The sequence below is a fragment of the Streptomyces sp. NPDC012510 genome (assembly GCF_042955065.1).
Taxonomy (GTDB): domain Bacteria; phylum Actinomycetota; class Actinomycetes; order Streptomycetales; family Streptomycetaceae; genus Streptomyces.
In genome coordinates this window covers 248,849-275,580 of sequence record NZ_JBIBEN010000010.1, presented here as the reverse complement: position 1 = coordinate 275,580, position 26,732 = coordinate 248,849, and the positions used below count along the sequence as shown (strand labels likewise).

At 71.6% G+C, this 26,732-nt stretch carries 25 protein-coding genes and 1 pseudogene; 15 read left to right on the top strand and 11 right to left on the bottom strand.

All coding sequences use genetic code 11. The features are described 5' to 3' along the window. The first annotated feature begins 54 nt into the window (after positions 1-54). The 3 genes from ACFY9I_RS20825 to ACFY9I_RS20815 all read left to right on the top strand — a co-directional run bounded on the left by ACFY9I_RS20825 (position 55) and on the right by ACFY9I_RS20815 (position 4,312). Positions 55-879, top strand: a complete 825-nt coding sequence (locus ACFY9I_RS20825) for an MOSC N-terminal beta barrel domain-containing protein (protein ID WP_391003607.1) — start codon at positions 55-57, stop codon at positions 877-879. 259 nt (positions 880-1,138) lie between these two features. Further along, positions 1,139-1,762, top strand: a complete 624-nt coding sequence (locus tag ACFY9I_RS20820) for a hypothetical protein (RefSeq protein WP_391003605.1) — start codon at positions 1,139-1,141, stop codon at positions 1,760-1,762. A 111-nt stretch (positions 1,763-1,873) separates the two neighbouring features. After that, positions 1,874-4,312: a right-handed parallel beta-helix repeat-containing protein gene (locus tag ACFY9I_RS20815; protein WP_391003603.1), complete on the top strand. Its 2,439-nt coding sequence runs from the start codon at positions 1,874-1,876 to the stop codon at positions 4,310-4,312. 268 nt (positions 4,313-4,580) lie between these two features. Here the strand turns inward: ACFY9I_RS20815 and ACFY9I_RS20810 are convergent, their stop codons facing one another. Beyond that, positions 4,581-5,504: an RNA polymerase sigma-70 factor gene (locus ACFY9I_RS20810; protein WP_391003601.1), complete on the bottom strand. Its 924-nt coding sequence runs from the start codon at positions 5,502-5,504 to the stop codon at positions 4,581-4,583. A 40-nt stretch (positions 5,505-5,544) separates the two neighbouring features. Next, positions 5,545-6,018 carry a carboxymuconolactone decarboxylase family protein gene (locus tag ACFY9I_RS20805; RefSeq protein ID WP_391003599.1) on the bottom strand — a complete coding sequence of 158 codons (474 nt, stop codon included), beginning with the start codon at positions 6,016-6,018 and terminating at the stop codon, positions 5,545-5,547. 173 nt (positions 6,019-6,191) lie between these two features. Here ACFY9I_RS20805 and ACFY9I_RS20800 point away from each other — a divergent pair, with 173 nt between their 5' ends. After that, complete coding sequence (locus ACFY9I_RS20800; RefSeq protein WP_391003597.1) at positions 6,192-6,581, top strand: DoxX family protein; 390 nt, start codon at positions 6,192-6,194, stop codon at positions 6,579-6,581. A 41-nt stretch (positions 6,582-6,622) separates the two neighbouring features. Here ACFY9I_RS20800 and ACFY9I_RS20795 read toward each other — a convergent pair whose 3' ends face one another. Beyond that, complete coding sequence (locus ACFY9I_RS20795; RefSeq protein WP_391003595.1) at positions 6,623-9,295, bottom strand: hypothetical protein; 2,673 nt, start codon at positions 9,293-9,295, stop codon at positions 6,623-6,625. A gap of 291 nt (positions 9,296-9,586) precedes the next feature. On the opposite strand from ACFY9I_RS20795, the gene ACFY9I_RS20790 reads away from it, so the two are divergent. Further along, complete coding sequence (locus ACFY9I_RS20790) at positions 9,587-10,417, top strand: DeoR family transcriptional regulator (protein ID WP_391003593.1); 831 nt, start codon at positions 9,587-9,589, stop codon at positions 10,415-10,417. A gap of 166 nt (positions 10,418-10,583) precedes the next feature. On the opposite strand, the gene ACFY9I_RS20785 is transcribed toward ACFY9I_RS20790, so the two are convergent. Then, positions 10,584-11,708, bottom strand: a complete 1,125-nt coding sequence (locus tag ACFY9I_RS20785) for a pyridoxal-phosphate dependent enzyme (RefSeq protein WP_391003591.1) — start codon at positions 11,706-11,708, stop codon at positions 10,584-10,586. Positions 11,709-12,063: 355 nt separating this feature from the next. Between ACFY9I_RS20785 and ACFY9I_RS20780 the strand changes: the two genes are divergently transcribed. The 5 genes from ACFY9I_RS20780 (at position 12,064) to ACFY9I_RS20760 (ending at position 14,950) form a co-directional block, all read left to right on the top strand. Continuing rightward, positions 12,064-12,387 (top strand): hypothetical protein, encoded by a 324-nt coding sequence (locus ACFY9I_RS20780; RefSeq protein WP_391003589.1) that lies wholly within the window; start codon positions 12,064-12,066, stop codon positions 12,385-12,387. A 271-nt stretch (positions 12,388-12,658) separates the two neighbouring features. Then, the gene (locus ACFY9I_RS20775; RefSeq protein WP_391003587.1) at positions 12,659-13,210 is read left to right on the top strand and encodes an ATP-binding protein; all 552 of its coding nucleotides are present in this window, start codon (positions 12,659-12,661) and stop codon (positions 13,208-13,210) included. Between the two features lie 148 nt (positions 13,211-13,358). Continuing rightward, positions 13,359-13,943, top strand: coding sequence for a TetR family transcriptional regulator C-terminal domain-containing protein (locus ACFY9I_RS20770; protein ID WP_391003586.1), 585 nt, complete (start codon positions 13,359-13,361; stop codon positions 13,941-13,943). A 119-nt stretch (positions 13,944-14,062) separates the two neighbouring features. Then, the gene (locus ACFY9I_RS20765) at positions 14,063-14,647 is read left to right on the top strand and encodes a DUF4865 family protein (RefSeq protein ID WP_391003584.1); all 585 of its coding nucleotides are present in this window, start codon (positions 14,063-14,065) and stop codon (positions 14,645-14,647) included. Positions 14,648-14,764: 117 nt separating this feature from the next. After that, positions 14,765-14,950, top strand: coding sequence for a DUF1272 domain-containing protein (locus ACFY9I_RS20760; RefSeq protein ID WP_391003582.1), 186 nt, complete (start codon positions 14,765-14,767; stop codon positions 14,948-14,950). Positions 14,951-14,978: 28 nt separating this feature from the next. Here the strand turns inward: ACFY9I_RS20760 and ACFY9I_RS20755 are convergent, their stop codons facing one another. Further along, positions 14,979-16,436, bottom strand: coding sequence for a ketol-acid reductoisomerase (locus tag ACFY9I_RS20755; RefSeq protein WP_391003580.1), 1,458 nt, complete (start codon positions 16,434-16,436; stop codon positions 14,979-14,981). Between the two features lie 90 nt (positions 16,437-16,526). Between ACFY9I_RS20755 and ilvY the strand changes: the two genes are divergently transcribed. The 3 genes and pseudogenes from ilvY to ACFY9I_RS20740 all read left to right on the top strand — a co-directional run bounded on the left by ilvY (position 16,527) and on the right by ACFY9I_RS20740 (position 18,590). Beyond that, the gene (gene ilvY, locus ACFY9I_RS20750) at positions 16,527-17,396 is read left to right on the top strand and encodes an HTH-type transcriptional activator IlvY (RefSeq protein ID WP_391003579.1); all 870 of its coding nucleotides are present in this window, start codon (positions 16,527-16,529) and stop codon (positions 17,394-17,396) included. 198 nt (positions 17,397-17,594) lie between these two features. Next, positions 17,595-18,156, top strand: a pseudogene (locus tag ACFY9I_RS20745) (glycosyltransferase); the annotation flags it as partial. Further along, entirely contained in the window at positions 18,156-18,590 is a 435-nt protein-coding gene (locus ACFY9I_RS20740; protein WP_391003725.1) for a GtrA family protein, read from the top strand. The pseudogene ACFY9I_RS20745 and the gene ACFY9I_RS20740, both read left to right, overlap by 1 nt. A 5-nt stretch (positions 18,591-18,595) precedes the next feature. Here ACFY9I_RS20740 and ACFY9I_RS20735 read toward each other — a convergent pair whose 3' ends face one another. Together ACFY9I_RS20735 and ACFY9I_RS20730 are read right to left on the bottom strand one after the other, a co-directional pair. Next, positions 18,596-19,843 carry an ROK family protein gene (locus ACFY9I_RS20735; RefSeq protein WP_391003577.1) on the bottom strand — a complete coding sequence of 416 codons (1,248 nt, stop codon included), beginning with the start codon at positions 19,841-19,843 and terminating at the stop codon, positions 18,596-18,598. Between the two features lie 51 nt (positions 19,844-19,894). Beyond that, positions 19,895-20,569 (bottom strand): alpha-ketoglutarate-dependent dioxygenase AlkB, encoded by a 675-nt coding sequence (locus ACFY9I_RS20730; RefSeq protein WP_391003575.1) that lies wholly within the window; start codon positions 20,567-20,569, stop codon positions 19,895-19,897. An 84-nt stretch (positions 20,570-20,653) separates the two neighbouring features. On the opposite strand from ACFY9I_RS20730, the gene ACFY9I_RS20725 reads away from it, so the two are divergent. Then, positions 20,654-21,847, top strand: a complete 1,194-nt coding sequence (locus tag ACFY9I_RS20725) for a methyltransferase (RefSeq protein ID WP_391003574.1) — start codon at positions 20,654-20,656, stop codon at positions 21,845-21,847. A 41-nt stretch (positions 21,848-21,888) separates the two neighbouring features. On the opposite strand, the gene ACFY9I_RS20720 is transcribed toward ACFY9I_RS20725, so the two are convergent. From ACFY9I_RS20720 to ACFY9I_RS20710, 3 genes are all read right to left on the bottom strand, one after another. Next, positions 21,889-22,662: a helix-turn-helix domain-containing protein gene (locus ACFY9I_RS20720; protein WP_391003572.1), complete on the bottom strand. Its 774-nt coding sequence runs from the start codon at positions 22,660-22,662 to the stop codon at positions 21,889-21,891. Positions 22,663-22,832: 170 nt separating this feature from the next. After that, a complete protein-coding gene (locus ACFY9I_RS20715) occupies positions 22,833-23,702 on the bottom strand; it encodes a ketose-bisphosphate aldolase (RefSeq protein ID WP_391003571.1) in 870 nt (289 codons plus the stop codon). A 13-nt stretch (positions 23,703-23,715) separates the two neighbouring features. Then, positions 23,716-24,606 carry an SIS domain-containing protein gene (locus ACFY9I_RS20710; protein ID WP_391003569.1) on the bottom strand — a complete coding sequence of 297 codons (891 nt, stop codon included), beginning with the start codon at positions 24,604-24,606 and terminating at the stop codon, positions 23,716-23,718. A gap of 90 nt (positions 24,607-24,696) precedes the next feature. Between ACFY9I_RS20710 and ACFY9I_RS20705 the strand changes: the two genes are divergently transcribed. Next, positions 24,697-25,476 (top strand): DeoR family transcriptional regulator, encoded by a 780-nt coding sequence (locus ACFY9I_RS20705; protein WP_391003567.1) that lies wholly within the window; start codon positions 24,697-24,699, stop codon positions 25,474-25,476. Between the two features lie 73 nt (positions 25,477-25,549). On the opposite strand, the gene ACFY9I_RS20700 is transcribed toward ACFY9I_RS20705, so the two are convergent. After that, positions 25,550-26,551 carry an Lrp/AsnC ligand binding domain-containing protein gene (locus ACFY9I_RS20700; RefSeq protein ID WP_391003565.1) on the bottom strand — a complete coding sequence of 334 codons (1,002 nt, stop codon included), beginning with the start codon at positions 26,549-26,551 and terminating at the stop codon, positions 25,550-25,552. Between the last annotated feature and the right edge of the window lie 181 nt (positions 26,552-26,732).

Genomic DNA, 26,732 nt, shown 5'->3' with positions numbered 1-26,732 from the left:
GCCGGTTGGAATATTCCGCGTGGGGTTGTCAGGGCCTGCTGGCAGGATGACCCCATGGGGAATCCGTCACTGCACTCGATCCACGTCCACCCGCTGAAAGCGGCCCGGGGCTTCGCGTCCGACGAGGCCGTCGTGGAGCCCTGGGGGCTGGCGGGCGACCGCCGCTGGGTGCTGGTCGACGACTCGGGCAAGGTCATCACTCAACGCCAGCATCCGCGAATGGCGTTGGCCGCCGCCGGGCCGCAGCCCGGCGGCGGTCTCTTGCTGTCCGCACCCGACCGTGAGCCCCTCACCGTCGCCACGCCCGAGCCCACCGGGACGATCACGATCGAGCTCTTCCGGGACAAGGTGGAGGCCGTCCCCGCCGACGCCTCGGCGCACTCCTGGTTCAGCGCGTACCTGGGCGTCGCCGCGCGACTCGTGCACCTCGACGACCCCGCGACCCGGCGACCGATCGACCCCGAGTACGCCCGCCCCGGCGAGACGGTCAGTTTCGCCGACGGTTTCCCGCTGCTGCTCACCACGCTGACCTCGCTCGACGCGCTCAACTCGCTCGTCGCGCGGGGCGATCATCCCGAAGAGGGCCCGCTGCCCATGAGCCGCTTCCGGCCGAATGTGGTCGTCGCCGGCACGGACGCCTGGGCCGAGGACGACTGGCGGCGCGTCGCCATCGGCGAGGTCACCTTTCGAGTCGCCAAGATGTGCGGACGGTGCGTGGTGACCACCACCGACCAGGACACCGCCGAGCGCGGCCGGGAACCGCTGCGTACCCTCGCCCGCCACCGCCGCTTCGGCGACAAACTCGTCTTCGGGCAGAACCTGGTTCCGGAAACCCGGGGCACGGTTCGGGTCGGCGATCCGGTACGGGTGCTCGAATGAGCCGTTCCGTTCAGCCGTTGATCGCGATGACATCCGCGCTTCCCGGAGAGGCAGGGAACCCCCTCTTCCACCTTGAAAATTCAACCTCCTAGGATTCGTTCGTGTGTAGGGAACACAAGCCCCGGAACCGACCGTTGAGGCTTTGCGAGAAGTTCATGAGAAGGCCGGCGGGAGGGGTCATTTCGTTCTCTCCCCACCGGGACCGCGCGTGGACGGCTCCTGCCGGGGTTGTCACGAACGCGGAAGGGGGTGCGGGGCGGTGCGGGCGATCGGTGGACTACGGGCTTCCGGCGGGCTGTGGCGTTGGCGGCACAATCCGCTGCGGCGAACGACGGATCTGGTCGAGGCCTGGCTGGCGTTCGCGACCCTCGTCCTGATCTTGGTGGCCGCGCCGCTGATCGGCGCGGTCGTCGGCACCACCGCCCAGGACGCCCTCCAGCGGTCCGTGCGGGACCAGCAGGCGACCCGGCACCGGGTGACGGCCACGGTCGTCAAGAAGGTCGACGGCTCCCCGCTGGACCCGGATCCCGAGACGGCCACTACCCGTGACCGGCAGAGCCGGGTGGTCGCCGACTGGACCGGACCGGACGGCACCGACCGGCACGGCACGGTCATGGTGAACCTCAAGACCCCACAGCCCGGTGACCACTTCACCCTGTGGACGGACGGCCAGGGCCGAACGGTGGGCCGCCCTCTGGACACGGTCACCGCGACGACCCACGCGGTGCTGGCCGGGTTCGGCGCCACCGTGCTCGCCGCGGGACTCGTGGAGGGCGTCCGACGTCTGATCGTCTGGCGCATGGTTTGCCGCCGGTACGCCCGTTGGGACCAGGCATGGGACAAGGCGGGACCGGACTGGGGCAGGACGGGCACGGGCAGCTGACCGCCTTCCCACTCCGGTCAACTCCCCCTGCCCGCGCACGCTACGGTGGACCGACCAGCCGAACTGTTCGGCATCGACCCGCGTTCCACGAGGTGGGGGCACAGCAACGCCATGGCACAGGGCACGGTCCAGGTGACGCACACCGGTACATCGCGGTGGCGGCGCCGCACGGGTGAGTACTCGTCGCTCGCCGCGGCCCTGGAGGCCGCGAGCGAGGGCGATGTGCTCATCGTCGCCCCCGGTACGTACCGGGAGAACCTCGTCGTGCAGCGAGGGGTCACGCTGCGCGGCCCGGAGGGCTCGCCCGGCTCGGTCCGTATCGCGCCCGTGGACGGTGTGCCGCTGACCGTGTCCGCCTCGGCCGTGGTGCAGGACCTGCATGTGGAGGGCCAGGACGCGGCGGCGCCCGCGCTGCTCGTCGAGGACGGCACCCCCGAGCTGATGGACCTGCGGATCGTCACGCGCTCCGCGGCCGGCATAGAGGTTCGCGGCGGCGCCCGCCCCACGGTCCGGCGCTGCACGGTCGACAACCCGGCCGGCATCGGTATCGCCGTGGTCGACGGCGGTGGCGGTGTCTTCGAGGAGTGCGAGGTGGTCGCGGCCGGGCAGGCCGGTGTCGCGGTGCGCGGCGGCGGCCACCCCCGCCTGGAGCGGTGCCGGGTGCACCACACCTCGGGCTCGGGCCTGACGGCGACCGGGGAGAACTCCGCTCTGGAGGCGGTGGGTTGCGAGGTCTACGAGGTCCGGGGCAGCGGCGTGCAGATCACCGGGCGGGCCACGGCCCATCTCACCGACTGCGATGTGCACCGTACGACGGCCGACGGGGTCACACTCGACACGGACGCCGTGCTCACCCTCGCCGACTGCCGTATCCACGACATCCCGGAGAACGCGGTGGACCTCCGCTCGCGCTCCGTCCTGACCCTGACGCGTACGTCGGTACGGCAGTTCGGGCGCAACGGGCTCTCGGTGTGGGACCCGGGCACCCGCGTGGACGCCAACCAGTGCGAGATCTTCGACAGCACCGGCGACTACCCGGCCGTCTGGATCAGCGACGGCGCGACCGCGGTGCTGGAGTCCTGTCGGGTGCACGACGTGCCGGACGCGCTGTTCGTGCTGGACCGGGGCTCGCGCGCGGACGTCGTCGACAGTGATCTGTCGCAGGTGCGCAACACGGCGGTGTCGGTGAGCGACGGCGCGACCGCACAGCTCGACGACTGCCGGATCCGCGACGCGGCGACGGGCGCCTGGTTCCGCGACCACGGCAGCGGCGGCACGCTGAGCGGCTGCACCGTGGACGGCACGCAGACCGGTGTGATCGTCACCAAGGGCGCCGACCCGACCATCGAGCGCTGCACGGTCACCTCGCCCGCCGAGGCGGGCTTCTATGTCTCGGCCGAGGGCCGCGGCAGCTTCCTCAACTGCCGGGTGACGGGCAGCGGCGGCTACGGCTTCCACATCATCGACGGCTGCCGGGCGACGCTGCGCAGGTGCCGTACGGAGCGTTGTTCGCGCGGCGGTTACGAGTTCGCGGACGGCGGTCCCGGCAGCGCCGGTGGCGGCCCCGTCGTCGAGGACTGCACCAGCGACGAGAGCGCGGGGGTCCGGCTCCCGGCCCCGCAGGAGATCGCCACACAGACCACGGCCCAGTCGCCCGGCCTGCTGGGCTCCATCCCGGGCCAGCGCACCACCGAGCAGCCGCCGGTCGCCCTGCCCGCCGTGGAGCCGGAGACGCCCGCGCGAACCTCGAAGGCCGTGCTCGGTGAACTCGACGCGCTGGTCGGCCTGGACAGCGTCAAGCGCGAGGTCCGCGCGCTCACCGACATGATCGAGGTGGGCCGTCGCCGTCAGCAGGCCGGCCTCAAGGCGGCGTCCGTCAAGCGGCACCTGGTGTTCACGGGCTCCCCCGGCACCGGCAAGACCACGGTCGCCCGCCTCTACGGCGAGATCCTGGCGTCGCTCGGCGTCCTCGAGAAGGGACATCTCGTCGAGGTCTCCCGCGTCGACCTGGTCGGTGAGCACATCGGCTCCACCGCGATCCGCACCCAGGAGGCCTTCGAACGGGCCCGTGGCGGGGTGCTGTTCATCGACGAGGCGTACGCGCTGTCACCGGAGGACTCGGGCCGGGACTTCGGCAAGGAGGCCATCGACACGCTGGTGAAGCTGATGGAGGACCACCGGGACGCCGTGGTGGTCATCGTCGCGGGCTACACGGCCGAGATGGAGCGCTTCCTCACCGTCAACCCCGGTGTGGCGTCCCGTTTCTCGCGGACCATCACCTTCGACGACTACGTCCCGGACGAGCTGTTGCGCATCGTGGAGCAGCAGGCCGTGGAGCACGAGTACCGGCTGGCGCCGGGCGCGGGCGACGCACTGCTGAAGTACTTCACGGCGATCCCCAAGGGCCCCGCTTTCGGCAACGGCCGTACCGCGCGGCAGACCTTCGAGGCGATGGTCGAGCGCCACGCGAGCCGGGTGGCCCAGGTCGACGAACCGAGCACGGACGAGTTGACGCTGCTGTACGCGGAGGACCTGCCGGACCTGTCGTAGGCAACCGCCCTGGGCCGTGAAGATCCGCGGATGGACCCCACCGGCGTATGACCGGCCGCCGGATGGGGGCGGAGAGGCCGCTGCGCGGATGGGACCATGACACTTCGCACCCGGAACGTCCTGTCCTCGCACTCTCCGCAAACCCGTCCACCACCGCGTCCCCGACGGCGATGCGCGCCATCGCGCGCCTGCACAACCCGGACGAGGCCGGCAAGACGATCTCGACGTGGCCGGACAGGCGAACGAGCCGACCCACGACGGTCCCGGGTCATTTCCTCTGTCGGCGGGTCTGTCTCACCTCGCTGTCGATGGCCCAGGCGTCGGCAACCGGCCCGAGGTGGCCCAGCTTGTCGGGGTTGATCACCGAACGGATGGTCTGGATCTGCCCGTCGAGCACGTCCAGGGCCAGCGTGTGGAGGACCTTGCCGTCACGGTCGCGCACGATGGCACCGGGTTGGCCATTGACCTCATGCGGCTGGAACGACACGTCGATCCGGGCCAGCAGCGGGAAAACGGAAGCCAGCAGACGAGCCACGTTCTCGGCGCCGACGACGGCCCTGGCCAGCTGCGGGGCCTTGCCGCCGCCGTCCCCGACCAGCTGCACATCGGCGGCCAGGAGATCCCGCAGGCCGGCGACATCGCCCTCGCGAAGTGCGTCGAAGAAACGCGTCGCCAGCTCCTGCCGCTCCTGGCGGTCCGCTTCGAACCTCGGCCGCCCGGCCTCCATGTGCCGCCGTGCCCGTACCAGGAGCTGTCGGCACGCCGCCTCCGAACGCCCCACCGCCGACGCGATGTCGTCGAACCCGAAGCCGAACACCTCCCGCAGCACGAACACCGACCGCTCCAGCGGGCTGAGCCGCTCCAGCAGCAGCAGCGCCGCCATCGACACCGAGTCGGCCAGCTCCGCCGAGCGCGCCGGATCCTGGTACGGATCGCTCAGCAGTGGCTCGGGGAACCAAGGGCCCACGTATTCCTCCCGCCGCACCCGCGCGGAGCGCAGCACGTCGATCGAGATCCGCGTCACCGTGGTGGACAGAAACGCCTTGACCGATGTGGGAAGGGTCGTCGAGCCGTCGAAGCGCAGCCATGTCTCCTGCACCGCGTCCTCGGCCTCGCTCACGCTGCCCAGAATCCGGTAGGCGATCGAGAACAGCAGGGACCGCAGCTCCTCGAACTCCTCGACCTTGTTCACGCCGCGTCCTTCTTGAGGTCTTCGGGTCATCGATGGCGATTCAGCGGAACTGCCCGACCTCGTAGTCGCCGGCCGGCTGCCGGGCGATGATGTTCAACCTGTTCGCCATGTTCATGAAGGAGACCAGGACTGCCAGGGCGGTGAGCTGCTCCTCGTCGTAGTGCTCCGCGGCACGCGCCCAGACCTCGTCGCCGACCCCCTCGGCGGCGTCCGCGACCCGGGTCCCCTGCTCCGCCAGCTCCAGCGCGGCTCGCTCGGCCTCGGTGAAGACCCCGGCCTCCCGCCACGCCGTCACCAGGTTCAGCCGCACCGCGGTCTCGCCGGCCGCGGCGGCCTCCTTGGTGTGCATGTCGACGCAGACGGCACAGCCGTTGATCTGGCTCACGCGCAGGGCCACGAGCTCCTGTGTCACGGCCGGCAGCGGCGACTCCTTGAGCGTCCTGCCCGCCGCCATGAGGTGCTTGAGGGCCTTGGCGGCGGTCGGGCCGGCGAAGTAGTTCAGTCGCGCGTCCATCGCGTTCTCCTCTGTGCTCGTCGGTGGCTACACCCCCTGGGACGAGACAGCCCTACGCCCTGTGACACGGGCACGTGTGATCCACGTCTCCCGCACTCGGATGTCCGGAGATGTCACAGGCGGAGGCTCTGTCTCGTCCCAGGGGAAGCAGGCAATCCTCGATCAAGGAGCTGATGGTGAACCTCGCACTGTGGATCGTCGCCGGACTGATGGCCGCCGTCTGCCTGACCGGCAGCTCCAAGATGTTCGTGCCCAGGGAGAAGCTGGCCGCCTCGGGCGGCACCGCCACCCGGTGGGTCGAGGACTTCAGCCCCGGTGCCCTCAAGGCCATCGGCGCCGTCGAACTCCTGGCCGCGGCGGGCCTGATACTGCCCGCCGCGCTCGACACCGCGCCGATTCTGGTGCCGCTGGCCGCCACCGGACTGGCGCTGCTGTTCGCCGGAGCACTGGCCATGCGCCTGCGCCGTGGCGAGAGAGTGACGATCGCGGGCGACCTGGTCTACCTCACTCTGGCTCTCTTCCTGGCATGGGGCCGTTTCGGCCCCGAGTCCTTCGTCGGCTGATCACCCGGTGTCCACTTCCAGGGTGCCCGTGGACCCGGCATCTAGGGTGCCCGTGGACCCGGCAACTCGGCGCCGAGCCGGTCCAGCAGGTGCTTCCGTTCCTCTGCGAAGGCCGGGTCCGCCTGGTAGTCGGAGTGGCCGAAGATGGGGGCAGGCAGGGGGTGGGCGCCGGTGCGGCCGTAGGCGAGCGGGTCTGTGAAGGGGCCCGCGTCGACCTGCGGTCCGTTGCCGCTCGTCAGACGGACGGGGCCGCCGATGGGGTCGGTGAGGCGGTACAGGTTGCGCCAGCAGTCGACCTCGCGGTGCAGGGAGGCGAGCGGCTCCGGGCCGAAGTGGGCGGGGAACCAGCGTCCGTACAGCCGCTCCAGCGGTGAGCCGTACGTAAGCAGCGCAACCCGCCTGCGGACCGACGGGGTCAACTGCCAGGCGGCGGCCGCCGCGAGGACGCTGCCCTGGGAGTGGCCGGAGAGGACGAGGCGCCCGCCCGTGGCGCGGGTCCAGGTGGCCATGCGCCAGGTCAGGTCGGGCACGGCCCGCTCGGCGTAGCAGGGCGGGGCGAACGGATGGGCGGCGCGAGGCCAGAACGTGCCCACGTCCCAGAGGATGCCGATCGTGCGGCGCGCGGAGGCGTCCTTGTAGGCCCGGCGCCCCCAGGTGACGAACAGCAGAAAACCGACGCCGATCAGCCAGGACCCCAGAGCCTGCGCGGTCTCGGCGGCCCCCTCGACGAAGTCGTGGGCGCCGCGTGCCGCCTTCGCCGGTGTCTCCCCCGTCAGCAGCGCACCGGCCAGAGCGCCGGCACCGAGGAGCAGCGTCACGGTCGAGATGATGCCGATGATCCGGGGCGCCCGGTCGGTGAGCGCGGCCATGGCCCGGGTACGGGCGATACGGCGGGTACGGCCGGCATCCTGCGCCTCGCGCTCCCCGCTCGGGTGCTGCGCATTCGGATGCTCTTCGCTCGGACGTTCTCCGCCCGGGTGCTCCCCGGCCGGGCGTTCTCCGCCCGGGTGCTCCCCGCCCGGGTGTTGCCCGTTCGGTTGCTCTTCGCTCAAGCGTTCCCCGTTCGGTTGTCCTTCCCTCGGGCGCTCATCGGCCTTCCCGTCCGGACGGTCGCCGGTCTTCTCGCTCGATCGGTCCTCTGCTCGGCGCTCGTGCCGGGGTCCGCCCTCCACCAGGTCGTACTCCCGCTCCACCGCCGTCATCTCGGCTCGCCGCAGGACCCAGGTACGGCGGGCCAGCCAGCCGAGGAGGCCGAGGACGACCAGGAGGAGGGGTGGGATGACGGAGGCCTGCCAGGTGAGAAGGACGGGTGGCCCTTGCAGGGCGTCGTCGGTGCCACCCAGCCAGTCGGCCACGCGCTGGGCGACTCCTGCGGACATCCCTCCGCCGAGAGCGCAGGCCAGCATCGCGACGGCGGGGCCCGCCAGGCCGTGCATGGCGGTGCGCGGGTCCGGCCGGGAGCGGTACAGGGTGTGGGCGACCACGCCCAAGGCGATCACGAGCAGACCCTGGACGAGGGTGATCCCCCCGAAGGTCATGTCGCCCGGCAGCCGCCCCGCCGACCTCCAGTCCGGGCGCGGCGACCCCGCGTACACCATGGCCAGGACGAGCAGGGCGACGGAGCAGACGGGCAAGCGGCGTACCAGGTGGTCGTCCAGTGCGTGGTCGAGGCGCCGCTCACTGCGGCCCCGGCGGCACACCACCCACACCACGATCACCGCGAGGGCGACGAGGGCCGCGTTCAGCAGCCAGCCCACCAGTTCCAGGGCGGCGGGGCCGCCCGCTCGACGGTCGTGGCGGGCGGCGGACGTGCCGACGGCAGCCGCGACCGTCAGGAAGCCGGCCGCCGCGTGGGCGGCGCGCAGCCTGGCCACCAGCCGGCGCCCGTACCAGAAGCCGGGCCGGCCGAGAGCGACCCGCGCCGTCTCCTCGATGTCGGGTGGGAGGCGCTCCCCGACTTCGGGTGAGGGGTGGGCCGGTCTCCCGTCGGCAGGGCGGGCGTCGTCAGGGTCCATGGGCCGCTGGGACTCGTACTCACTCCAGGTGCGATGGGAGAGGTACCACAGCAGACAGGTCAGTGCGGTGGGCACGAGGGCGGCCAGGGCGAGGCGACGGCCGGGCAGGCTCCACCAGCCGTCGTCGGAGACCTCCGGGGAGAGGAAGCCGAGCCAGGTGTGCTCCTCGGCGCACGCGCGTGCGCCGGCGCACTGCCAGGCGGTCAGATCGAGGGCGACCTCGCAGACGGCGGCGACGAGCAGCACGGTGAGGGTCAGTCCGGTGAGCCGGACGAGGAGGCCGTAGAGACGTACCGTCCGCGGGCGGCCGAGGGTGCTGGGGCGCATCCAGTGGGCGAGGTTGACGACCATGAACGGCAGCAACAACAGCCACAGGGCACGTGAGCCGTTGCCGGAGGTGAGGTTGCACCAGACATAGGCCTCGGGGACGGGCTTGCCCCGGTAGTCCTGGGGACGCTTCTCCGCGTCCGCGTCGTCTGTGCGGCGGAAGACGGCGGCAGTGTCGTCGCCGGTGATCCGCACTGTGCGCGGATCGTCCAGCATCCGCTCGGGGGTGGTGCCGCCGACACCGTGGACGAGGAGTTCGAGGGCGGTTCCGTCCGTCGTGGGACGGCCCGGACCGTGGTGCTTCCCCGCACCGGCGCCTTGCGGATGTTCCCTGGGTTCTCTGTGTGTCGTATGTTCCCTCGCACGATCCACTGTTCCGCTTCCCCCGTGATGCGTCGCAAGTCAGGTGATGTGCAGGCCCTGATGATCGCCGCTGAGCGGGGCTCGTACACCTGTCGGCACGGAATCTCCCCGATCCGTGTGATAGTGGCGGGCGCGAGAAACGGAACGTGAAGTGCACGCGTCTGTGCAGGTAGTGGCGTCGCCGGCGGTGGAGCGTGCGAATATGGGACGTCCTCGGGACCGGGGACAGGGGGAATGTCCTCGTCGGAGGGGGTATGGGAGGCGTGTCGGGCGTGATGGGGCGAGAGGACCGGAGCGGGCGTGAGTGAGAACCAGAACCTCCTCGCGGAGCAGCGCCGTGCCTTGATCCTCGACGAGGTACGACGACGGGGCGGGGTCCGGGTCAATGAACTGACGCGCAAACTGGGCGTGTCGGACATGACGGTGCGTCGCGACCTGGACGCACTCGCCCGCCAGGGCGCGGTGGAGAAGGTGCACGGCGGTGCGGTACCGGTGGCCGAGGCGAGTACGCACGAGCCGGGGTTCGAGGCGAAGTCCGGGCTGGAGCTGACCGCCAAGGAGGACATCGCGCGGGCCGCCGCGGAACTGGTCGCGCCGGGTTCGGCGATCGCCCTGTCGGGGGGTACGACGACGTACGCGTTGGCGCACCGACTGGTGGACGTACCGGATCTCACGGTGGTCACCAACTCGGTGCGGGTCGCCGATGTCTTCCACGCCGCCCAGCGCACGACCGGCCCCCGGCAGGGTGCGGCGACCGTCGTGCTGACCGGTGGGGTGCGCACGCCGTCGGACTCGTTGGTGGGGCCCGTCGCCGATCAGGCGATCGCGGCGCTCCACTTCGATGTGCTGTTCCTGGGTGTGCACGGGATATCGGTGGAGGCGGGGCTGTCGACGCCGAACCTGGCTGAGGCCGAGACCAACCGGCGGCTCGTGCAGTCGGCCCGGCGCGTCGTGGTGGTGGCCGACCACACCAAGTGGGGGACGGTGGGGTTGAGTTCGTTCGCGGCGTTGGAGCAGGTGGACACGCTCGTGACCGATGCGGGGCTGGCCGCGCAGGCACGGGCCGAGGTGTCCGAGCATCTGCGGCGGCTGGTGGTGGCCGGTGAGGACGAGGACAGCGGCGATGTGTGAGCAGACGCCGAGTTCCTGAGCGCCCTTTCACCTCTGGGCGTTCCGGGCCGGGGTGGGGGCTGTGCGTGGCTGGTCGCGCCCTCGTGGCGGAGCCGCACATCGAGGCCGCACATCGAGACAGCCCCGCCCCCTTGGCGGCACCGCCGAACCCGGCGGCGCGTGTCCCTCAGTCCGTCCACAGTCCCGTCGCCAGCAGGGTTTCGATGGCTGTCGCGTACGGCGTGATGTCCAGGTTCTGTTCTCGCAGCCACTCGTCCGAGTAGTACTTGTCGAGGTAGCGGTCGCCGGGGTCGCACAGGAGGGTGACGACGCTGCCCTCGCGGCCGTCGGCGACCATCTCGGCGACGATCTTCAGGGCGCTCCACAGGCCCGTGCCCGTGGAGCCGCCGGCCTTGCGGCCGATGGCGTTCTCCAGGGCTCGTACGGCGGCGACGCTGGCGGCGTCGGGGACCTTCATCATGCGGTCGACGGCTCCGGGGACGAAGCTGGGCTCCATGCGGGGGCGGCCGATGCCCTCAATGCGGGAGCCGCAGTCGCAGGTGACGTCGGGGTCGCCGGTGGTCCAGCCCTCGAAGAAACAGGAGTTCTCGGGGTCGGCGACGCAGATGCGGGTGTCGTACTGCATGTAGTGGACGTAGCGGGCGATGGTCGCGGAGGTGCCGCCGGTGCCGGCGGTGGCGACGATCCAGGCGGGCTCGGGGAACCTCTCCGACCTCATCTGCCGGAAGACGGATTCGGCGATGTTGTTGTTGCCCCGCCAGTCCGTGGCCCGTTCGGCGTAGGTGAACTGGTCCATGTAGTGGCCGCCGGTCTCCGCCGCGAGGCAGGCCGACTCCTCGCACATCCGCCGTGAGTCGTCCACGAAGTGGCAGCGGCCGCCGTGGAACTCGATCAGGCGGATCTTCTCGGTACTGGTCGTGCGCGGCATGACGGCGATGAAGGGGACGCCGATCAGTTTGGCGAAGTAGGCCTCGGAGACGGCCGTGGAGCCGCTGGAGGCCTCGATGACGGGTCGGTCCGGTCGGATCCAGCCGTTGCACAGGCCGTAGAGGAAGAGGGAGCGGGCGAGGCGGTGCTTGAGGCTGCCGGTGGGATGGGTCGACTCGTCCTTGAGATACAGGTCGATGCCCCATCGCTCGGGCAGCGGGAAGCGCAGGAGGTGGGTGTCGGCGGAGCGGTTGGCGTCGGCCTGGACCTTGCGGACGGCCTCCTTGAGCCAGGTCCGGTAATCGATGTCGCTGTGATCGACGTCGAGGGTCGCGCCCGGACAGGTGGGGTGGGGGGTGCTCACGGCGTGCTCCTCACACTTCGCGCCGACGGCGGATCGCGGCGTCGGACGACCTGATGATAAACACCTTCCGCACGCTTCTCACCTGCATAAACATGCCTTTGAGCATCTCAAGGCACTCCTGTGACCGCAGTGCGCGGGGCGCATGGGGGGCGCATGCCGCGCATGCGCCGGAACCCCGCCCCCGACCAACCGTGCGCACTGGTGCTCGACGCGGGGGACGTGCAGACTTCACCGCAGGGGCCGGGTCGAGGCAACTCCGGGCCGACAGGGGGAAGCGACCTCGGGCAGACTGGGTCACGGTCCGCGACGGATCACACGACAGAGGACAGCCGAAGCGCACTAGGGGGCGGGGCACATGGCGGAGCCGGAGTTCGCGGCCACGGGCGTGCGGATCGGAAAGAGGCTGCGGCAGCTCACCCGGGCCGGACAGGTCCGGATCGAGGACGGCCGGCTGCAGTTGCTCACCAGTTACGGCAGCGAGATCGACAGCGCACCCGTGCAGGCGGTGCGCGCCTCGAAGCCCTGGTTCGCCAACGAGGACCGCGCGTTGGCCGATGTCAACGGCACCCGCTACACGCTCACGCTGAACGAGCACGACCCTGCCCCGGGCAAGCCCGGACCTCCCTCGGCGCGCCGCTTCATAGAGGCGGTGCGCAGGGCCGCGGGGCGCAGCGGCTGACACACCGCGAGTTGCGGAACCCGGCCCTCTGGGCCACTCTGGTCTCACGTCACTCTGGGTCTACCGGCGATAACGCTGCGAACCAGCCCGCCGGCCACGTCAGCGGGCGGCGGTCTCCACAGCCACCCCATGAGCAGGCGGCAGCCCTGGCTTCCGTCACCAGGCGGCAGTCGTAGGCGGCCGCACCACAGCAGGCGGCGTTTTTCGCCCAGCCACCTCGCTGGATCCGTACTCCGATCTTCTTCCGGACTCAATTCGGGGAGTCGCAGCCGTGATCAGCCAGCAAAGCAGGCACTGCACGGTGGAGCTCCAAGCCCTGCCGTCGCGGATCGGCCAGGTCCGCAGAATCGTATCTGCGCAATTGCGCTACTGGCATCTGGACCCCTTGATAGAGCGGGCCGCACTCGGGGTGACCGAGCTGCTGTCCAACGTCCACCGGCACGCGGAGCCGGACAAGATGTGCACGGTGGAGATGGAGTTGCTCCTCGGCCGGCTCACGGTCTCCGTGCACGACCACGACCCTCGCCTCCCGGTCGTGCAGGACGCGGAGCTCTTCGCCACCAGCGGCCGCGGTCTCGCGATGGTCGCCGCGGTGAGCGAGAACTGGGGTGTGCGGCCGCACGGCGAGTCGGGGAAGGTCGTGTGGTTCACCCTGCCGGCTTCCTCGGCGGCGGTGCCGAAGATCTCGCCGTACGACGCCGGGCAGCCGCAGGACACCGGACTGCCTCACGACACCGGACAGCCCTACGACACCGGACGCCGGCCCGCCGCGCGTGGCCGCAGGTCCGAACACGCTCCCGCCCGGTCGGCCGTCGCAGGCTGACCGGGCGGTGACCATCCCCCTCCCCGACGCGGTGCCCCCCTCGCCTTCGAGGTGACCCTGCGCCCTCCGCCCTCCATCGCGAGGGGCACCCCGCGGAGCCCTCGGAGACCACGCCGGGCATGGGCTCTCGATTTCTGTAACTACTAGTATGTACAGTGGCCGGGTGACCACTCCGGAGCGTCTGATCGAGTCCACCCGCGAGCTGCTGTGGGAGCGCGGCTATGTGGGCACCAGCCCCAAGGCCATCCTGGAGCGCTCGGGTGCCGGACAGGGCAGCATGTACCACCACTTCAGCGGGAAGCCGGCTCTCGCACTGGCCGCGATCAGGCGGACGGCCGAGGAGATGCGGGCCACGGCCGAGGAGGTACTGGACGGGCCGGGCTCACCGTTCGAGCGCGTCGAGGCGTATCTGCGGCGTGAGCGCGATGTCCTGCGCGGTTGCCCGGTCGGGCGGCTGACGATGGATCCGGACGTGATCGCTCGCGACGAGCTGCGGGCGCCGGTGGACGAGACGCTCGACTGGCTGCGTGAGCGCCTGGCCGGACTCGTCGAAGAGGGCAAGGAGGAGGGACAGTTCGCGCCCGGCCTGGACGGGGAGGAGATCGCCGCGACGATCGTGGCGACCGTCCAGGGCGGCTATGTCCTGGCCCGCGCCTCCGGCTCACCGACGGCGTTCGACGCGGGGATCCGAGGACTGCTCGCCCTGCTCCGGCCGGCCCGCCCCTCTCGATGAGCCACGTGTGAACCCCGACAGGCCGCACATCGACCCAAACAGGCCGCACACGACCCCGACAGGCCGCAGATCGGCCGCGACAGATCGCACGTCGACTCGACCGCCCCTGGAGATACAGGATGCACGCCCTGCACTACGACATCACCCTGCCCGCCGACTACGACATGGAGATCGTCCGACACCGTGTCGCCAGTCGCGGGCACGCGCTGGACGCATGGGAAGGCCTCGGTCTCAAGGCGTATCTGATACGCGAGCGGGACGTGGCCGGCTCGCCCGTGAACCAGTACGCGCCGTTCTACCTGTGGAACAGCGTGGAGGGCATGAACTCCTTCCTCTGGGGCGGCGGTTTCCAGGGCATCGTCGACGACTTCGGGCGCCCGTCGGCCCGGCAGTGGACGGGGTTGGCGTACGAGGCGGGCGGCGGCGACGGCTCCCGTGCGCGGACAGCCGTACGGGGGCGGCGGCCCGTGCCGGTCGGTGTGCCGTTGGGCGAGGTCGTCGAGAAGGCGGTGCGGGAGACCGGGCGGCTCGCCTCTCTGGAGGGGGCCGTGCTCTCGGCGGCGGCCGTGGACACCGCCCGTTGGGAGACAGTCCACTTCTCGGTCTGGGAGCATGACGCGCCCGAGGCCGACGGCGCGGTCTTCCAGGTGCTGCGCCTGAGCACTCCGGAACTCGACCGACTCCCACGGGGCCGCCAGTGGTGACACCCCCGTGGCCCGATGGTGTCGATCTCCGACCCGCTCGCCGGCTTCGGACAAGGTCCGGCGAGGATAGGCGGAGAGAGAACACGGCAGCCGGGCGCGAGAAGGAGCGAGAACGACATGGCACTGGAGATGCGTGACCGTTGCGAGCGCTGCGAGACGGCGGAGCTGCCGGCCGACCGACCCGCCCGTATCTGTTCCTACGAGTGCACGTTCTGTCCACCCTGCGGCGAGGCCCTGCACGGCATCTGCCCCAACTGCGGCGGTGAGCTGGTCGCCCGGCCCCGCCGCCGCACCGCCGCCTGACCGTCGGCCCACCCGGATGCCGTGACCGCTACCCCACGGAGATGTCGACCGACGGCCGGAGCTTCGCCGCGGCGGCCAGGGCCTCGTGGACGGGATGGGTGTCGAAGGAGGCCAACAAGACCTCGTCGGCGGCGCGTTCGGCGGCCGGGTAGGCGATCTGCTCGTAGGCGCTCTGGAAGCGGGGGCCCCAGCGACGGGCACCAAGGCGGGCGGTACGGGAGCAGTTGTCGACCATGTACGCGACGTCGCGGGCGTGCATGTAGGGCAGAAGGGAGTCGACGGCCTCGATGACGGACTCGTTGACGATCTCCGACCAGGGATGGCCACGCTCGGCGAACTCGTCGATCTGGGCGGTCATGGTGGCGACGAAGACGCCGGCGGTGAACGCGTCGACGGGCAGCTCGCGTCCGTCGCGGCGACCCCGCACCCGGTCACTCACGGACCACATCGGTGCACCGCCGATCTCGCTCATCGGGCGGGTGCCGAGGCGGCGTTCCGCCAGGATCACGCTGCGCAGCTCGGTGCCGTCGGCGACCTCGTCGTAGATCTCCGCGACGATCTCGCGGGCGGGTCCGTACGTGGCCGAGTACGCGCGGTCGAAGACGTCCCGGCCGACCGTGTCGAGGCCCTCGCGGACCGCGCGCAGCCCGGCGCGGGAGACGGTGCGGGCGATCGGGCCGGTGACGTTCTCACAGGAGCGTTCGTAGGCGGTCACCTCGTCGTCCCCGGTGAGCCGGTAGCGGGTGTAGAGGCTCTCGACGATGCCGTGGACGGCGCCGAGCAGGACGGCGCGTTCGCCGACGATGTCGGAGCGGTACTCGCTCTCCAAGGTGGTGTGGAAGGTGTAGGGGGAGCCGAGGGCGACCGACCAGGCGAGCGCGCGGTCGGTGGCGTGACCGTCGGGGTCGGCGTGGACGGCGTAACTGCTGTTGATTCCGGCGCCGTTGACCTCGGCGCCCTGCTCGTAGAGGCGGCGGACGGAGTCGCCCATGCCCTTCGGGCAGACGGCGACGACTGCGTGTCCGGGCGGGAAGTCGCCGCCGGTGAGACGGAGATGACCGAGGAGGAAGCCGTGGGAGAGGCCGAGGGTGGCGCCGGGCTTCAGGGCGGCGAAGATCTCCTGGTGGTGGGCGGCGAGCGCCGCGTCCGCGATCAGGAGAATGACGAGGTCGCTCTCGGCGGTGACGGCGAGCCAGTCGCCGAGGGTGCCGTCTGCCTCGGTGAAGCCATGGGCGCGGGCGTCGGCGGCCGAGGCGGAGCCGGGACGCAGTCCGACGGCGACGGTGATGTCGGTGCCGGTGAGGGAGTCACGCAGGTTGCGGGCCTGTGCCCGGCCCTGCGGTCCCCAGCCGATGACGCCGATGCGGCGGACTCCGGCGAAGGCCCGCGGCAAAAGCGGGAAGAGGTGGCGGCCGCCACGCAGGACGGTCTCGGTGCCGCCGGGAACGTCCATGGTTTCGAGGGCGAAGACAGTGGAGGTGGTCATGGTGGAGTTGTAGGGTCCGGGCGAGCGTTGCGACAAGCGCAACCTTCGCAGCGCACTGTTGCGGTTCATGAAAGGCACAGGTGAGCGGGCATGCGGGACGATCACCGTGAGCTTCGGTTGTTCCTCCATCTGGCTCGGACGTTGAACTTCGGCCGGACCAGTCTCGACTGCCATGTCAGCCCTGCGACCCTGACCCGTACCGTGCAGCGGCTGGAGTCCGGCCTCGGGCACCGGCTGTTCGACCGAGGGCCGAGAGGCGTCTCGCTGACGGCCGAGGGGCACCGCTTCCGTGAATACGCCGCCCAAGCACTGGAGTTGTGGCGCTCCTACCGGGAGGAGCACCCCGATCCCGCCGAACTCACCGGGCCGCTGGCCGTTTTTGCGACGGTGACGGCGTGCCAGGCGCTGCTGCCCGACCTTCTGGCGCCGTTCCGCCGGGCCCATCCCCAGGTCCGCCTCGATCTCCGCACCGGGGACGCGGCGGCCGCGCTGGCCCAACTGGACGAGGGCGAGGTGGACGTCGCGGTCGTCGGTGTCCCGGCACGGCTGCCGGAGCCGCTGGTGAGCCGCACGGTGGCGACGACGGACCTGGTGTTCGTGACCGCCCGCGACCGCCCGGACCCCGGGCTCGACGGCCCGTTCGTCCTCCCCCACCGCGGTCTGGTCCGTGACGCCGCCGACCGCTGGTTCCGCGCCCGTGCCACCGCGCCCGTCCTGGCGGCCGAGCCGGAGGGCCACGAGGCGCTGCTCACCCTGGTCGCGCTGGGCTGCGGCACCGGTGTGGTCCCCCGGCTGGTGCTGGACCACAGCGCCGTGCGCGACGGGCTCAGAGCGATCCCCACCGACAGGACCCCGGCGCCGTTCCCGATCGGGCTGTGCGTACGGCGGGCCGATCTGCGGCGGCCGCACGTGGCGGCGTTGTGGAGCCTCACGACGGAGTTGACTCCCCGATCGCTTTGACAACAACTCCCGTTCTCTCGAATTCAATTACCCATTCCCCACCCTAAAGCCGCGCTGCTCGCCGCCGCGTTCACCGTCGCCGTGCCCTGCGCCGCCGATGCCGTCGCCCGCAGCCACCCCTTCGGACCGCGCACGCGGAGCGTCAACGACCTTGCTGCTGCTCGCCCTGCGCCCCGGCCGGTGGTGGGCGGCGGGCCTTACCGGCTCGTCAACCGGCTCGTCGACGGTCGAACTCGTCGACGGGGTGGGGGATTTCCGGCTGCTGTCGCACCGGGTGGTGGACGCTGTCCTGGAGCTCACCGAGAACAACCGCTTCTCCAAAGGCCTCTTCGCCTGGGTCGGGTTCCCCGGCACGACCTTCGAGTACGAGAACGCCGTGCGGCGGCACGGCCGCAGCTCCTGGAGTTTGCGGTCCCTGCTCAACCACGGCCTCGACGGGGTGCTCTCCTTCAACAACCGGCCGCTGCGCGCCGCCCTCTACCTCGGTCTGTGCCTGCTGGTGCGCGCGGGGCTGTACACGGCGTGGACCGTGGGCGCGGCCCTCGTCAACGGCGTGGAGACACCGGGATATGTCACCATCGTCATGGCCGTCACCGCCCTCACCGGCGTACGGATGATCATGCTCGGGGTGATCGGGGAGTACACCGGCCGGATCTACTACGAGGTGAAGGGGCGCCCGCACTTCCTGGTGAAGGCGACCAATGTGGAGCGGACGGAGGGCCACGCAGCGTGCGGCACGACGAAGGACCTCATGCGCTGATGGGGACGGCGACGCGTACGCGGACCCTCCCGGAGGCCCACCCGGCGCCGGAGCGCCGGACATCGGGGCAGATCATCGCCTTCGCCCTGGTCGGGGTCGTCAACACGGTGATTTATTACGGCCTTTACCTGTTGTTCCTCAATGGGCTTCCCTATCTCGGCGCACACGTTCTCGCTTTCGCACTGAGCATGACGGGTTCGTTCTTCCTGAATGCGCGATTCACCTATCGCACACGCCCGACCTGGCGGAAGTTCCTGTTGTTTCCTCTGACGAACGCCACCAACTTCCTGATCACGACGGCGGGGGTGTATGTGATCGTCGACGTCCTGCACACGGGCAACCGTTTCGCCCCGCTGCTCGCGTCGGGGGCGGCGATTCCGGTGACGTTCCTCGTGTCCCGCATGATCATGCTGCGGGGTTCCCGGGCCCTGTGAGGTCGTCAGATCAGCGCGCCCAGCGGGTCGTCGAGCACCGGCTGCCAGGCCAGCTCGGCCGCTCCCACCAGGCTGTTGTGGTCCAGGGTGCAGGCCAGGATCGGGGGGACACCGCTCTGCCGGCCCCACAGACTGCGGTCGGCTACGACGGCGCGCAGCCGGTCGGGATCGGCGTCGAGGAGGGCGCGGTGCATGCCGCCGAGGATGATCCGGTCGGGGTTGAGGATGTTGACCAGGCCCGCGAGGCCGAGGCCCAGACGGTCGATGATGGCCTCGGTGGCGGTGCGGACGGCCGGGTCGGCGGACCGGGTACGGATCAGCTCGTTGGCCTGCCGGAGCAGGTCGACCTCTGGGCCCGGGTCGAGACCGACGGCTGCGAGGAAGGCTCCGGGGTCCGCCTCGACGTCGAGGCAGCCACGGCTGCCGCAGTGACAGGGCCGGCCCTCGGGATGGACGGTGAGATGGCCGACTTCCAGGGCGAGGCCCGAACTCCCCATGTGCAGCCTGCCGTCGAGGACCAGCGCGCCGCCGACGCCCCGGTGCCCGGTGGCCACGCACAGCAGGTCACGCGAGCCGCGCCCGGCGCCGTGGCGGTGTTCGGCGAGTGCCGCGAGGTTGACGTCGTTGGCGGCGAACGCGGGCCCCTCGATCCCGGCCGCGCGGACCCGCTCGGCGAAGATCTTCCGAACGGGGGCACCGGCCGGCCAGGCCAGATGCAGCGGGTTCAGGGCCAGCCCCGCCGGTTCGGCGACCGCGGACGGTACGGCGAGCCCCGCGCCCACGCACCTCCGGCCGGTCTCGCGCAGCAGCTCGGCGCCCGCGTCGACGACCGAGCCGAGCACCTTCGCCGGGTCGGCGTCGACGATCTCGCAGGCGGGCGTGGTGGCGACGATCCGTCCGCCGAGCCCGACCAGCGCGGCCCGCCAGCCGTCGGCGTGCACCTGGGCGGCGAGCGCGACGGGCCCCTCCTCGGCGACCTCCAGGCGGTGCGAGGGCCGGCCCTGGGAACCGGCGGCAGCGCCCGGGTGCGCGTCGACCCGGATCAGCCCCAGCGCCTCCAGCTCGGCGGCGACGGCACCCGCCGTCGCCCGGGTGACGCCCAGTTCGGCGGTGAGCACGGCCCGGGTCGGCGCGCGCCCCGTGTGCACGAGCTCCAACGCCGGACCGAGCGCGCCCCTCCCCCGGTCAAGCCGTGTGCGTGCCGTCGCCGGTGTCCCTTCGCCCGCCGCCTTGGGGGCCGCCTTCCCGTCCATGAGGCCGAGTCTCCCATGATCCGCTCGGCGTCGAGCCCCGCCCGACGCGCCTCAGCCATCCTCGAAGCCGCTGACCCGGAGGGTGACGTTCAGCCGTCCGGTCAGGCCCAGCCAGGGTGGCGCCGTCCCGGCGTGCACCCGGGGCACCCCGTGGTATGCCTGCCGGGAGGCGCCGCCGAACACGAAGAGATCACCGCTGCGCAGTTCCACATCCGTGTAGGGCCGCGCACGTGTCTCGGTGTTGCCGAAGCGGAAGAGACAGGTGTCACCGAGGCTCAGCGACACCACCGGCGCGTCCGACTTCTCGTCGCTGTCGCGGTGCATGCCCATGCGGGCGTCACCGTCGTAGAAGTTGATCAGGGCGATGTCGTACGCGGCCGACGCCTCAGCCGGTCCGAGGGCGTCCGCGACCGCGCGTCGGCCCAGGTCGCGCAGCCGGTCCGGGAACGGTTTCACGGGCGTCCCGTCTCCGTCGACGACCGTGCGGGCGTACGCGTACGGGTACCAGTGCCAGCCGAGGCAGACCTGCCGCGCGGTCATCGTGCCGCCGCCCGGGGTACGGACCGTGCGCAGTCCGGCGGGCGGCCGGGCCCACGCGCGGCAGGCGTCCAGGAGCAGTCGCTGCTGTCCCGCGTCCAGCCAGTCCGGCACATGGACCGCGCCGGGCGCGATCTCCGTACGGCCTCGGGGGAACAGTTCGGCGTCCTGGGGGGCCGTGGCGTCCATGGGATCCATCTTCGCGCATCGCCGTTCGGGAGACGGATCGCTCGGAGAAGGCCGTGAGCTGGGCTCGGTTAGCCTGGGCACACGATGAGCGACCGTATGACCGCGCCCTGGGGCGAGTACGCCCTGGCCCGCTTTCCCGAGGACCCCCGTGACCGGCTGCGCGCCTGGGACGCTTCCGACGCGTATCTGCTGCGCCATCTCGCGGAGAGCGGGACGCCGTTGGACGGGGCGGTGGTGGTCGTCGGTGACCGCTGGGGCGCCCTGACGACCGCGCTCGCCGGGCACGGGCCGACGCAGATCACCGACTCGTACCTGAGCCGGGAGGCGACGCGGGCGAACCTGGCTCGGAGCGGCGTACAGCCGGACGGGATACGGCTCCTCACCACCCGGGACGCGCCCCCCGACCGGGTCGACGTGCTCCTCGTCCGGGTTCCCAAGAGCCTCGCGCTCCTGGAGGACCAGTTGCACCGGCTCGCGCCGGCCGTGCACGAGGGGACGGTCGTGGTCGGCACGGGGATGGTGAAGGAGATCCACACCTCGACGCTGCGGCTGTTCGAGCGGATCCTCGGTCCGACCCGCACCTCCCTGGCCCGGCAGAAGGCGCGGCTGATCTTCTGCTCCCCGGACGCGCAGACGCTGCGCTCGCGGGGCAGGGATCCGTGGCCCTACACCTATCGGCTCCCGGACGACATCGGCCCGTTGGCCGGGCGTACGGTCGTCAACCACGCGGGCGTCTTCTGCGCCGACCGGCTCGACATCGGCACCCGGTTCTTCCTGCGGCATCTGCCGGCCGCCCGGGGTGGCGGAAGGGCCGTGGACCTGGGGTGCGGCAACGGCGTGGTCGGCACGGCCCTCGCGCTGGCCGATCCGGACGCCGAGGTGGTGTTCGTCGACGAGTCGTACCAGGCGGTGGCCTCGGCGGAGGCGACGTACCGGGCGAACCTGCCTGACGCCGACGGCAGGGCCGACTTCCGGGTCTGTGACGGGCTGGAGGGGTGGGCGCCGGACAGCGTGGATCTCGTCCTCAGCAACCCTCCGTTCCACTCCCACCAGGCGACGACCGACGCGACGGCCCGGCGGATGTTCACCGGGGCGCGGCGGGCGCTGCGGCCGGGCGGTGAGCTGTGGGTGGTCGGGAACCGTCATCTGGGCTATCACGTGACGTTGCGGCGGATCTTCGGCAACAGTGCACTCGTCGCGAGCGACGCCAAGTTCGTGGTGCTGAAGGCGGTCGTCCGGGGCCCGCGGACGTCGGGACGGCCGGGCGGAGGCGCGTGAACCTCAAGGCGCGCGGGCCGGGTCCGTGGTCTGCTCGGCAGTCATGATGTCGTCCCGCGCAGGGCGCGCGGTGAGGCGCCCAGCTCCCGGCGGCAGGCCTTGTTGAAGGCCTGCAGATCGGGGATGCCGACGGAGGCCGCCACGGCGGGGATGGACAGGGTCGTGGCGCGGAGCAGATGGTGGGCGCGTTCGAGTCTGCGGCGGCGGATGTAGGCGACGACGGTGCCACCCGTTGCGGCGCGGAACAGCCGGGTCAGATGGTTGTGGGAGACGCCGGCCACACGGGCCACCTCAGGGATGGCGAGCGAGGTGGCGAGGTGGGCCTCGATGTGGGCTATGGCGGTGGTGACCGCCGGGTGCGGGCCGGGGTCGGCGGCGGCGGGCGGCGTGAGATGGGCGACGCGCCACAGGGCGGTCCAGATCTCGGCCCGGGTGCGGTCGGGCTCGCTCGGAGCGGCGGCCACGGCCTGGAGCAACAGGCCGGTGAGTGTGGGCAGTTCGTGGCCGGCGTCCTGCATGACGGGGACGGTGCGGGGTGGTCCGGCCGGGATGATGCGCAGATGGGCGAAGAGGTGCTCGGAGCGGCCGCGGTAGCGGTAGCGGACCGTGGTGCCCGGCGGTACGAGGCTCACCCGGCCGGGGCGGATCGTGTGGGCCGTGCCGTCGACGGTCAGTTCGGCCTCGTACTGGTAGAGGTGCAGTTGCCACAGATCCGGCAGCCGGAACACGTCCGTGCGCCCGGCGACACCGTGCACAGCGACCCCGGTGAGCTCGACGACGGGCGGCTCGCCGAGGTGGATCTCCGTCTCCCGCATGAGCGGAAAAGTATCAGTGACGGGCGTCACACTCGGGTCCTGGGCGTCCGCCGCCCGTCGGGAGTACCGAGGTGTGCGGTCGGTCTTCCGCGGCACCGCCGTGGCTGGTGGCGCGGTTTCCCCGTCCGCCTTCGGGGCGCTGCCGGAGCGCGGGGCTTCGCCCGACCTGCTCAGGCGGACGGAATGACCACTTCCGGGCGCACTACGCCGATGAGCCGGGCCACCGTCTCCGCCATCGCCGCCCGGCCGGCCGTCAAGTACCTGCGGGGGTCCACCACCTCGGGGCGGGCGGCGAGGAACTCCCGGATCGCGCCGGTCAGAGCGATGTTGAGCGCGGTGCCGATGTTGACCTTGGCGATGCCGCCCGCGACGGCCGCCCGCAGTTCGTCGTCGGGAACCCCGGAGGAGCCGTGCAGGACGAGGGGGACATCCAGGGTGGCGGTCAGCCGTTTCAGGAGGGCGTGGTCGAGGGCGGCGGTCCGAGTGGTCATCGCGTGGGAGCTGCCGATGGCCACGGCGAGCGCGTCCACTCCTGAATCGGCCACGAAGGCCCGCGCCTCCTCCGGATCCGTACGGGCGCCGGGCGCGTGCGCGTCGAGCGGCGCCGCGCCCTTCCCGCCCACGCGGCCCAACTCCGCCTCGATCCAAAGCCCTTGGCCGTGCGCCCACTCCACGGCGGCGCGGGTCGCTGTGAGGTTGTCCAGGTACGGCAGGCGTGAGGCGTCGTACATCACCGAGCCGAACCCGGCGTCGGCCGCCCGGCGCAGGAGGTCGTCGCTGCTGATGTGGTCGAGATGGAGCGCGACGGGCACGGCCGCCCGCTCGGCGGCGGCGGACGCGGCGCGGGCCAGGGGAAACACATCCCCGTCGTGGAACTTGACCGCGTTCTCGCTGACCTGGAGTACGACCGGCGCGTCGACGGACTCGGCACCCGACACCACCGCCTCGACGTGTTCCAGGGTGATGACGTTGAACGCGGCCACCGCGGAGCGCGCGGCGGCGGCCCCCGTGATCAGTTCACCGGTCTTCGTGAGCGGCACGGCTCCTCCTGGGTCAGCGGTCGTTCGGGCCGAGGATCACCGAGCGCGTGAGGTGGCGCGGCCGGTCCGGGTCGAGGCCTCGGGCGGCCGCCACGGCGACGGCGAGCCGCTGGGCGCGGACCAGTTCGGCGAGGGGATCGAGTCCGCCGGCCACCCACGCCCCGCCGGTCCCCCGTACCTGTTCGGCCAGGCCCTCGGGCGGCTCGCCCAGCATCCAGGTCGCCGTGCCCCGGGTGGTGACGCTGATCGGGCCGTGCCGGTACTCCATCGCCGGGTACGCCTCGCTCCATGCCAGCGCGGCCTCCCGCATCTTGAGCGCTGCCTCGTGGGCGAGGCCCACGGTCCATCCCCGGCCGAGGAAGGTGAACTGGGCGCTGTCGACGAGCCCTTCGGGCAGCGGCGCCTCCAGCGCGGTGCGCGCGTCCGTGACGGCCTGCTCCGTGTGCACTCCGAGGTGAGCGCGGAGAAGGGTGAGCGCGGTGGTGGCGAAGCGGGTCTGGACCACGGACTTCTCGTCGGCGTGTTCCAGCGGGACGACATCGTCCGCCGCCGCCGTCACGGGCGTGTCCGGGTCCGCGGTGATCGCGGTCGTACGCGTACGCCCCCGCAGCGCGCCCAGCAGTTCCAGCACCTCGGTGGTGGTGCCGGAGCGGGTGAGGGCGACGACACGGTCGTAGGCGCGACCCCGGGGGAACTCCGAGGCCGCGAAGGCGTCCGTCTCGCCCTGCCCGGCACCCTCGCGCAGCGCGGCGGCGGCCTGTGCCATGAAGTACGACGTCCCGCAGCCGACCAGCGCCACCCGCTCCCCCGGCGACGGCAGGACCCCCGCGTGGTCCCCTGCCTCGGCGACGACGCGGGCCCAACACTCGGGCTGGCTGTTCAGCTCGTCCTCGACGTGGGTCATACGGAGACGTTCCCCCGGAGAGACCGCGCTCATGCTTGTTTATGCACGATATGCTGAACTTTCGAGCATCTTCGAGCAAGTGGAGTGCGCATGTCCCGCGACGCCCGCTGGCAGACACTGCTCGCACTGCTCGCCGAGCGGAGACGGCTGGACGTCGAGGAGGTGGCCGCCGACCTGGGGGTGTCAGCCGCGACGATCCGGCGTGACTTCGACCGGCTCGCGGAGCAGCAGATGCTCGTCCGTACACGGGGCGGGGCGGTCGTGCACGGTGTCTCGTACGAGCTGCCGCTGCGCTACAAGACGGCTCGTCGCGCCACCGAGAAGCAGCGCGTCGCGAAGGCGGTGGCGGACCTCGTCACACCTGGCGAGGCCGTGGGGCTGACCGGTGGCACGACCACCACCGAAGTGGCGCGGGCCCTGGCCGTGCGGGGTGATCTGGCGTCCGGCGCGCCCGCGCTCACCGTCGTCACGAACGCGCTCAACATTGCGAGCGAGCTCGCCGTGCGGCCCCAGTTCAAGATCGTGGTGACGGGCGGGGTGGCCCGTGCGCAGTCGTACGAACTCGTCGGACCGCTCGCGGACGGCGTGCTCGGGCAGATCACCCTGGACGTGGCCGTCCTCGGTGTGGTCGCCCTCGACGTCGTCCACGGCGCGGCGGCCCATGACGAGGCGGAGGCCGCTGTCGACCGGCTCCTGTGCGAACGGGCCGAGCGTGTCGTCGTCGCGGCCGACTCCAGCAAGCTGGGCCGGCGGGCCTTCGCCCGGATCTGCGCGACCGAGACGGTGGACACACTGGTCACGGACACAGCGGCGACTCCGGAGACGGTACGGCGGTTCGAGGAGGCCGGAGTGCGGGTCGTGACGGCCTGAGGGGCCTCGAACCGTCAGGCACGAGCGGGATCGGACGGGAGCGCGCGGGTCCTGTCGCGGGGCTGCCCGGCCCTCAGTCCTGCAGCCACGGGGCCGGCAACCCGCCGCGTTTCAGGGTGGTGAGGACGAGGGCCACGTCGACGGAGGTCACCGCGCGGAGCCAGGAGGCACGGGTGACGAAGTCATGGAGGGCGGCCTCGTCGGGGAACGCGGTGAGGACGAGGAGTTGGCGTTCGCCGGTGACGAAGCTGGCGTAGCGGACGTGGACGGACTCGGCGAGGGCCGCCGCCACCGCGTCCACCTCGGCCGGGGGCGTGCGGACCCAGAGGACCGCCTCGACCGGCAGTCCGAGCACCGCGGGTTCGATCACGGCGCGGATGCGGATTTTGCCCTCGCGCCGCAGCGCGCCGAGCCGGCGTCGCGCGGTGGCCTCGGAGACCCCCGCGACCCGTGCGAGTTCGTCGTAGGCACGGCGCCCGTCCTCGGCGACGGCGTGGAACAACAACCGGTCGGCGCGGGAGAGTTCGGGTGAGGCGTCACCGACCGGCAGGGGGTCGACCGTCGCGGGCACGGTGCCGGAGGCGGCCGTGCCCTTCAGCGCCGCGATCTCGGTCTCGGTCAGCAGCCCGGCGTGCCACTCGCGGATCGTGCGGACGTGGCGCAGCACCGGGAGGGTGCGGGTCTCCGTCACACCCGGCAGCCCGGCGAGTTCGTCCAGGACCAGACCCGCCAACCGGTCGCGGGGGCAGCGTAGTTCGGCGACGCAGTCCGGGGTGCCGGTCAGGACGTGGGCGAAGACGCAGTCGGGCCGGCGGGCCAACGCCGTCGCTGTGACCCGTGCCCGGCCAGGGGCGCAACGCACGCCGACCACGACACTGCGGCCCCGCACCACCATGGCCCCGATCCGCACCAGGCCGGACTCCAGCAGCCGGGTGCCCCGGCGGCCGACGGTGCGTTCGGGCTCGCCGAGGGCCGCAGCGATACGGTGCCAGGCGGCCCGGCCGTCGATCTGCAGCGCGCTGATGATGCGCCGGTCCAGCGAATCCGTCACGGGGCCGGTCTGCGATGCGTCCATCGGCCCCAGAGTATGGCGGATTCCGTCAACTCCGCAGGGGTCCTTGTTCCCTTCCGTCGTCGTGGCCCAGCCTGCCGTGAAGCGGAATCTCCTGTCCCGCACCGCCTCCCCGCCGTGCGGTCGCGCCCACCGTCTCCCCTGACCCGCACACGACGCACGAACCCATGACTCCCATGACTCC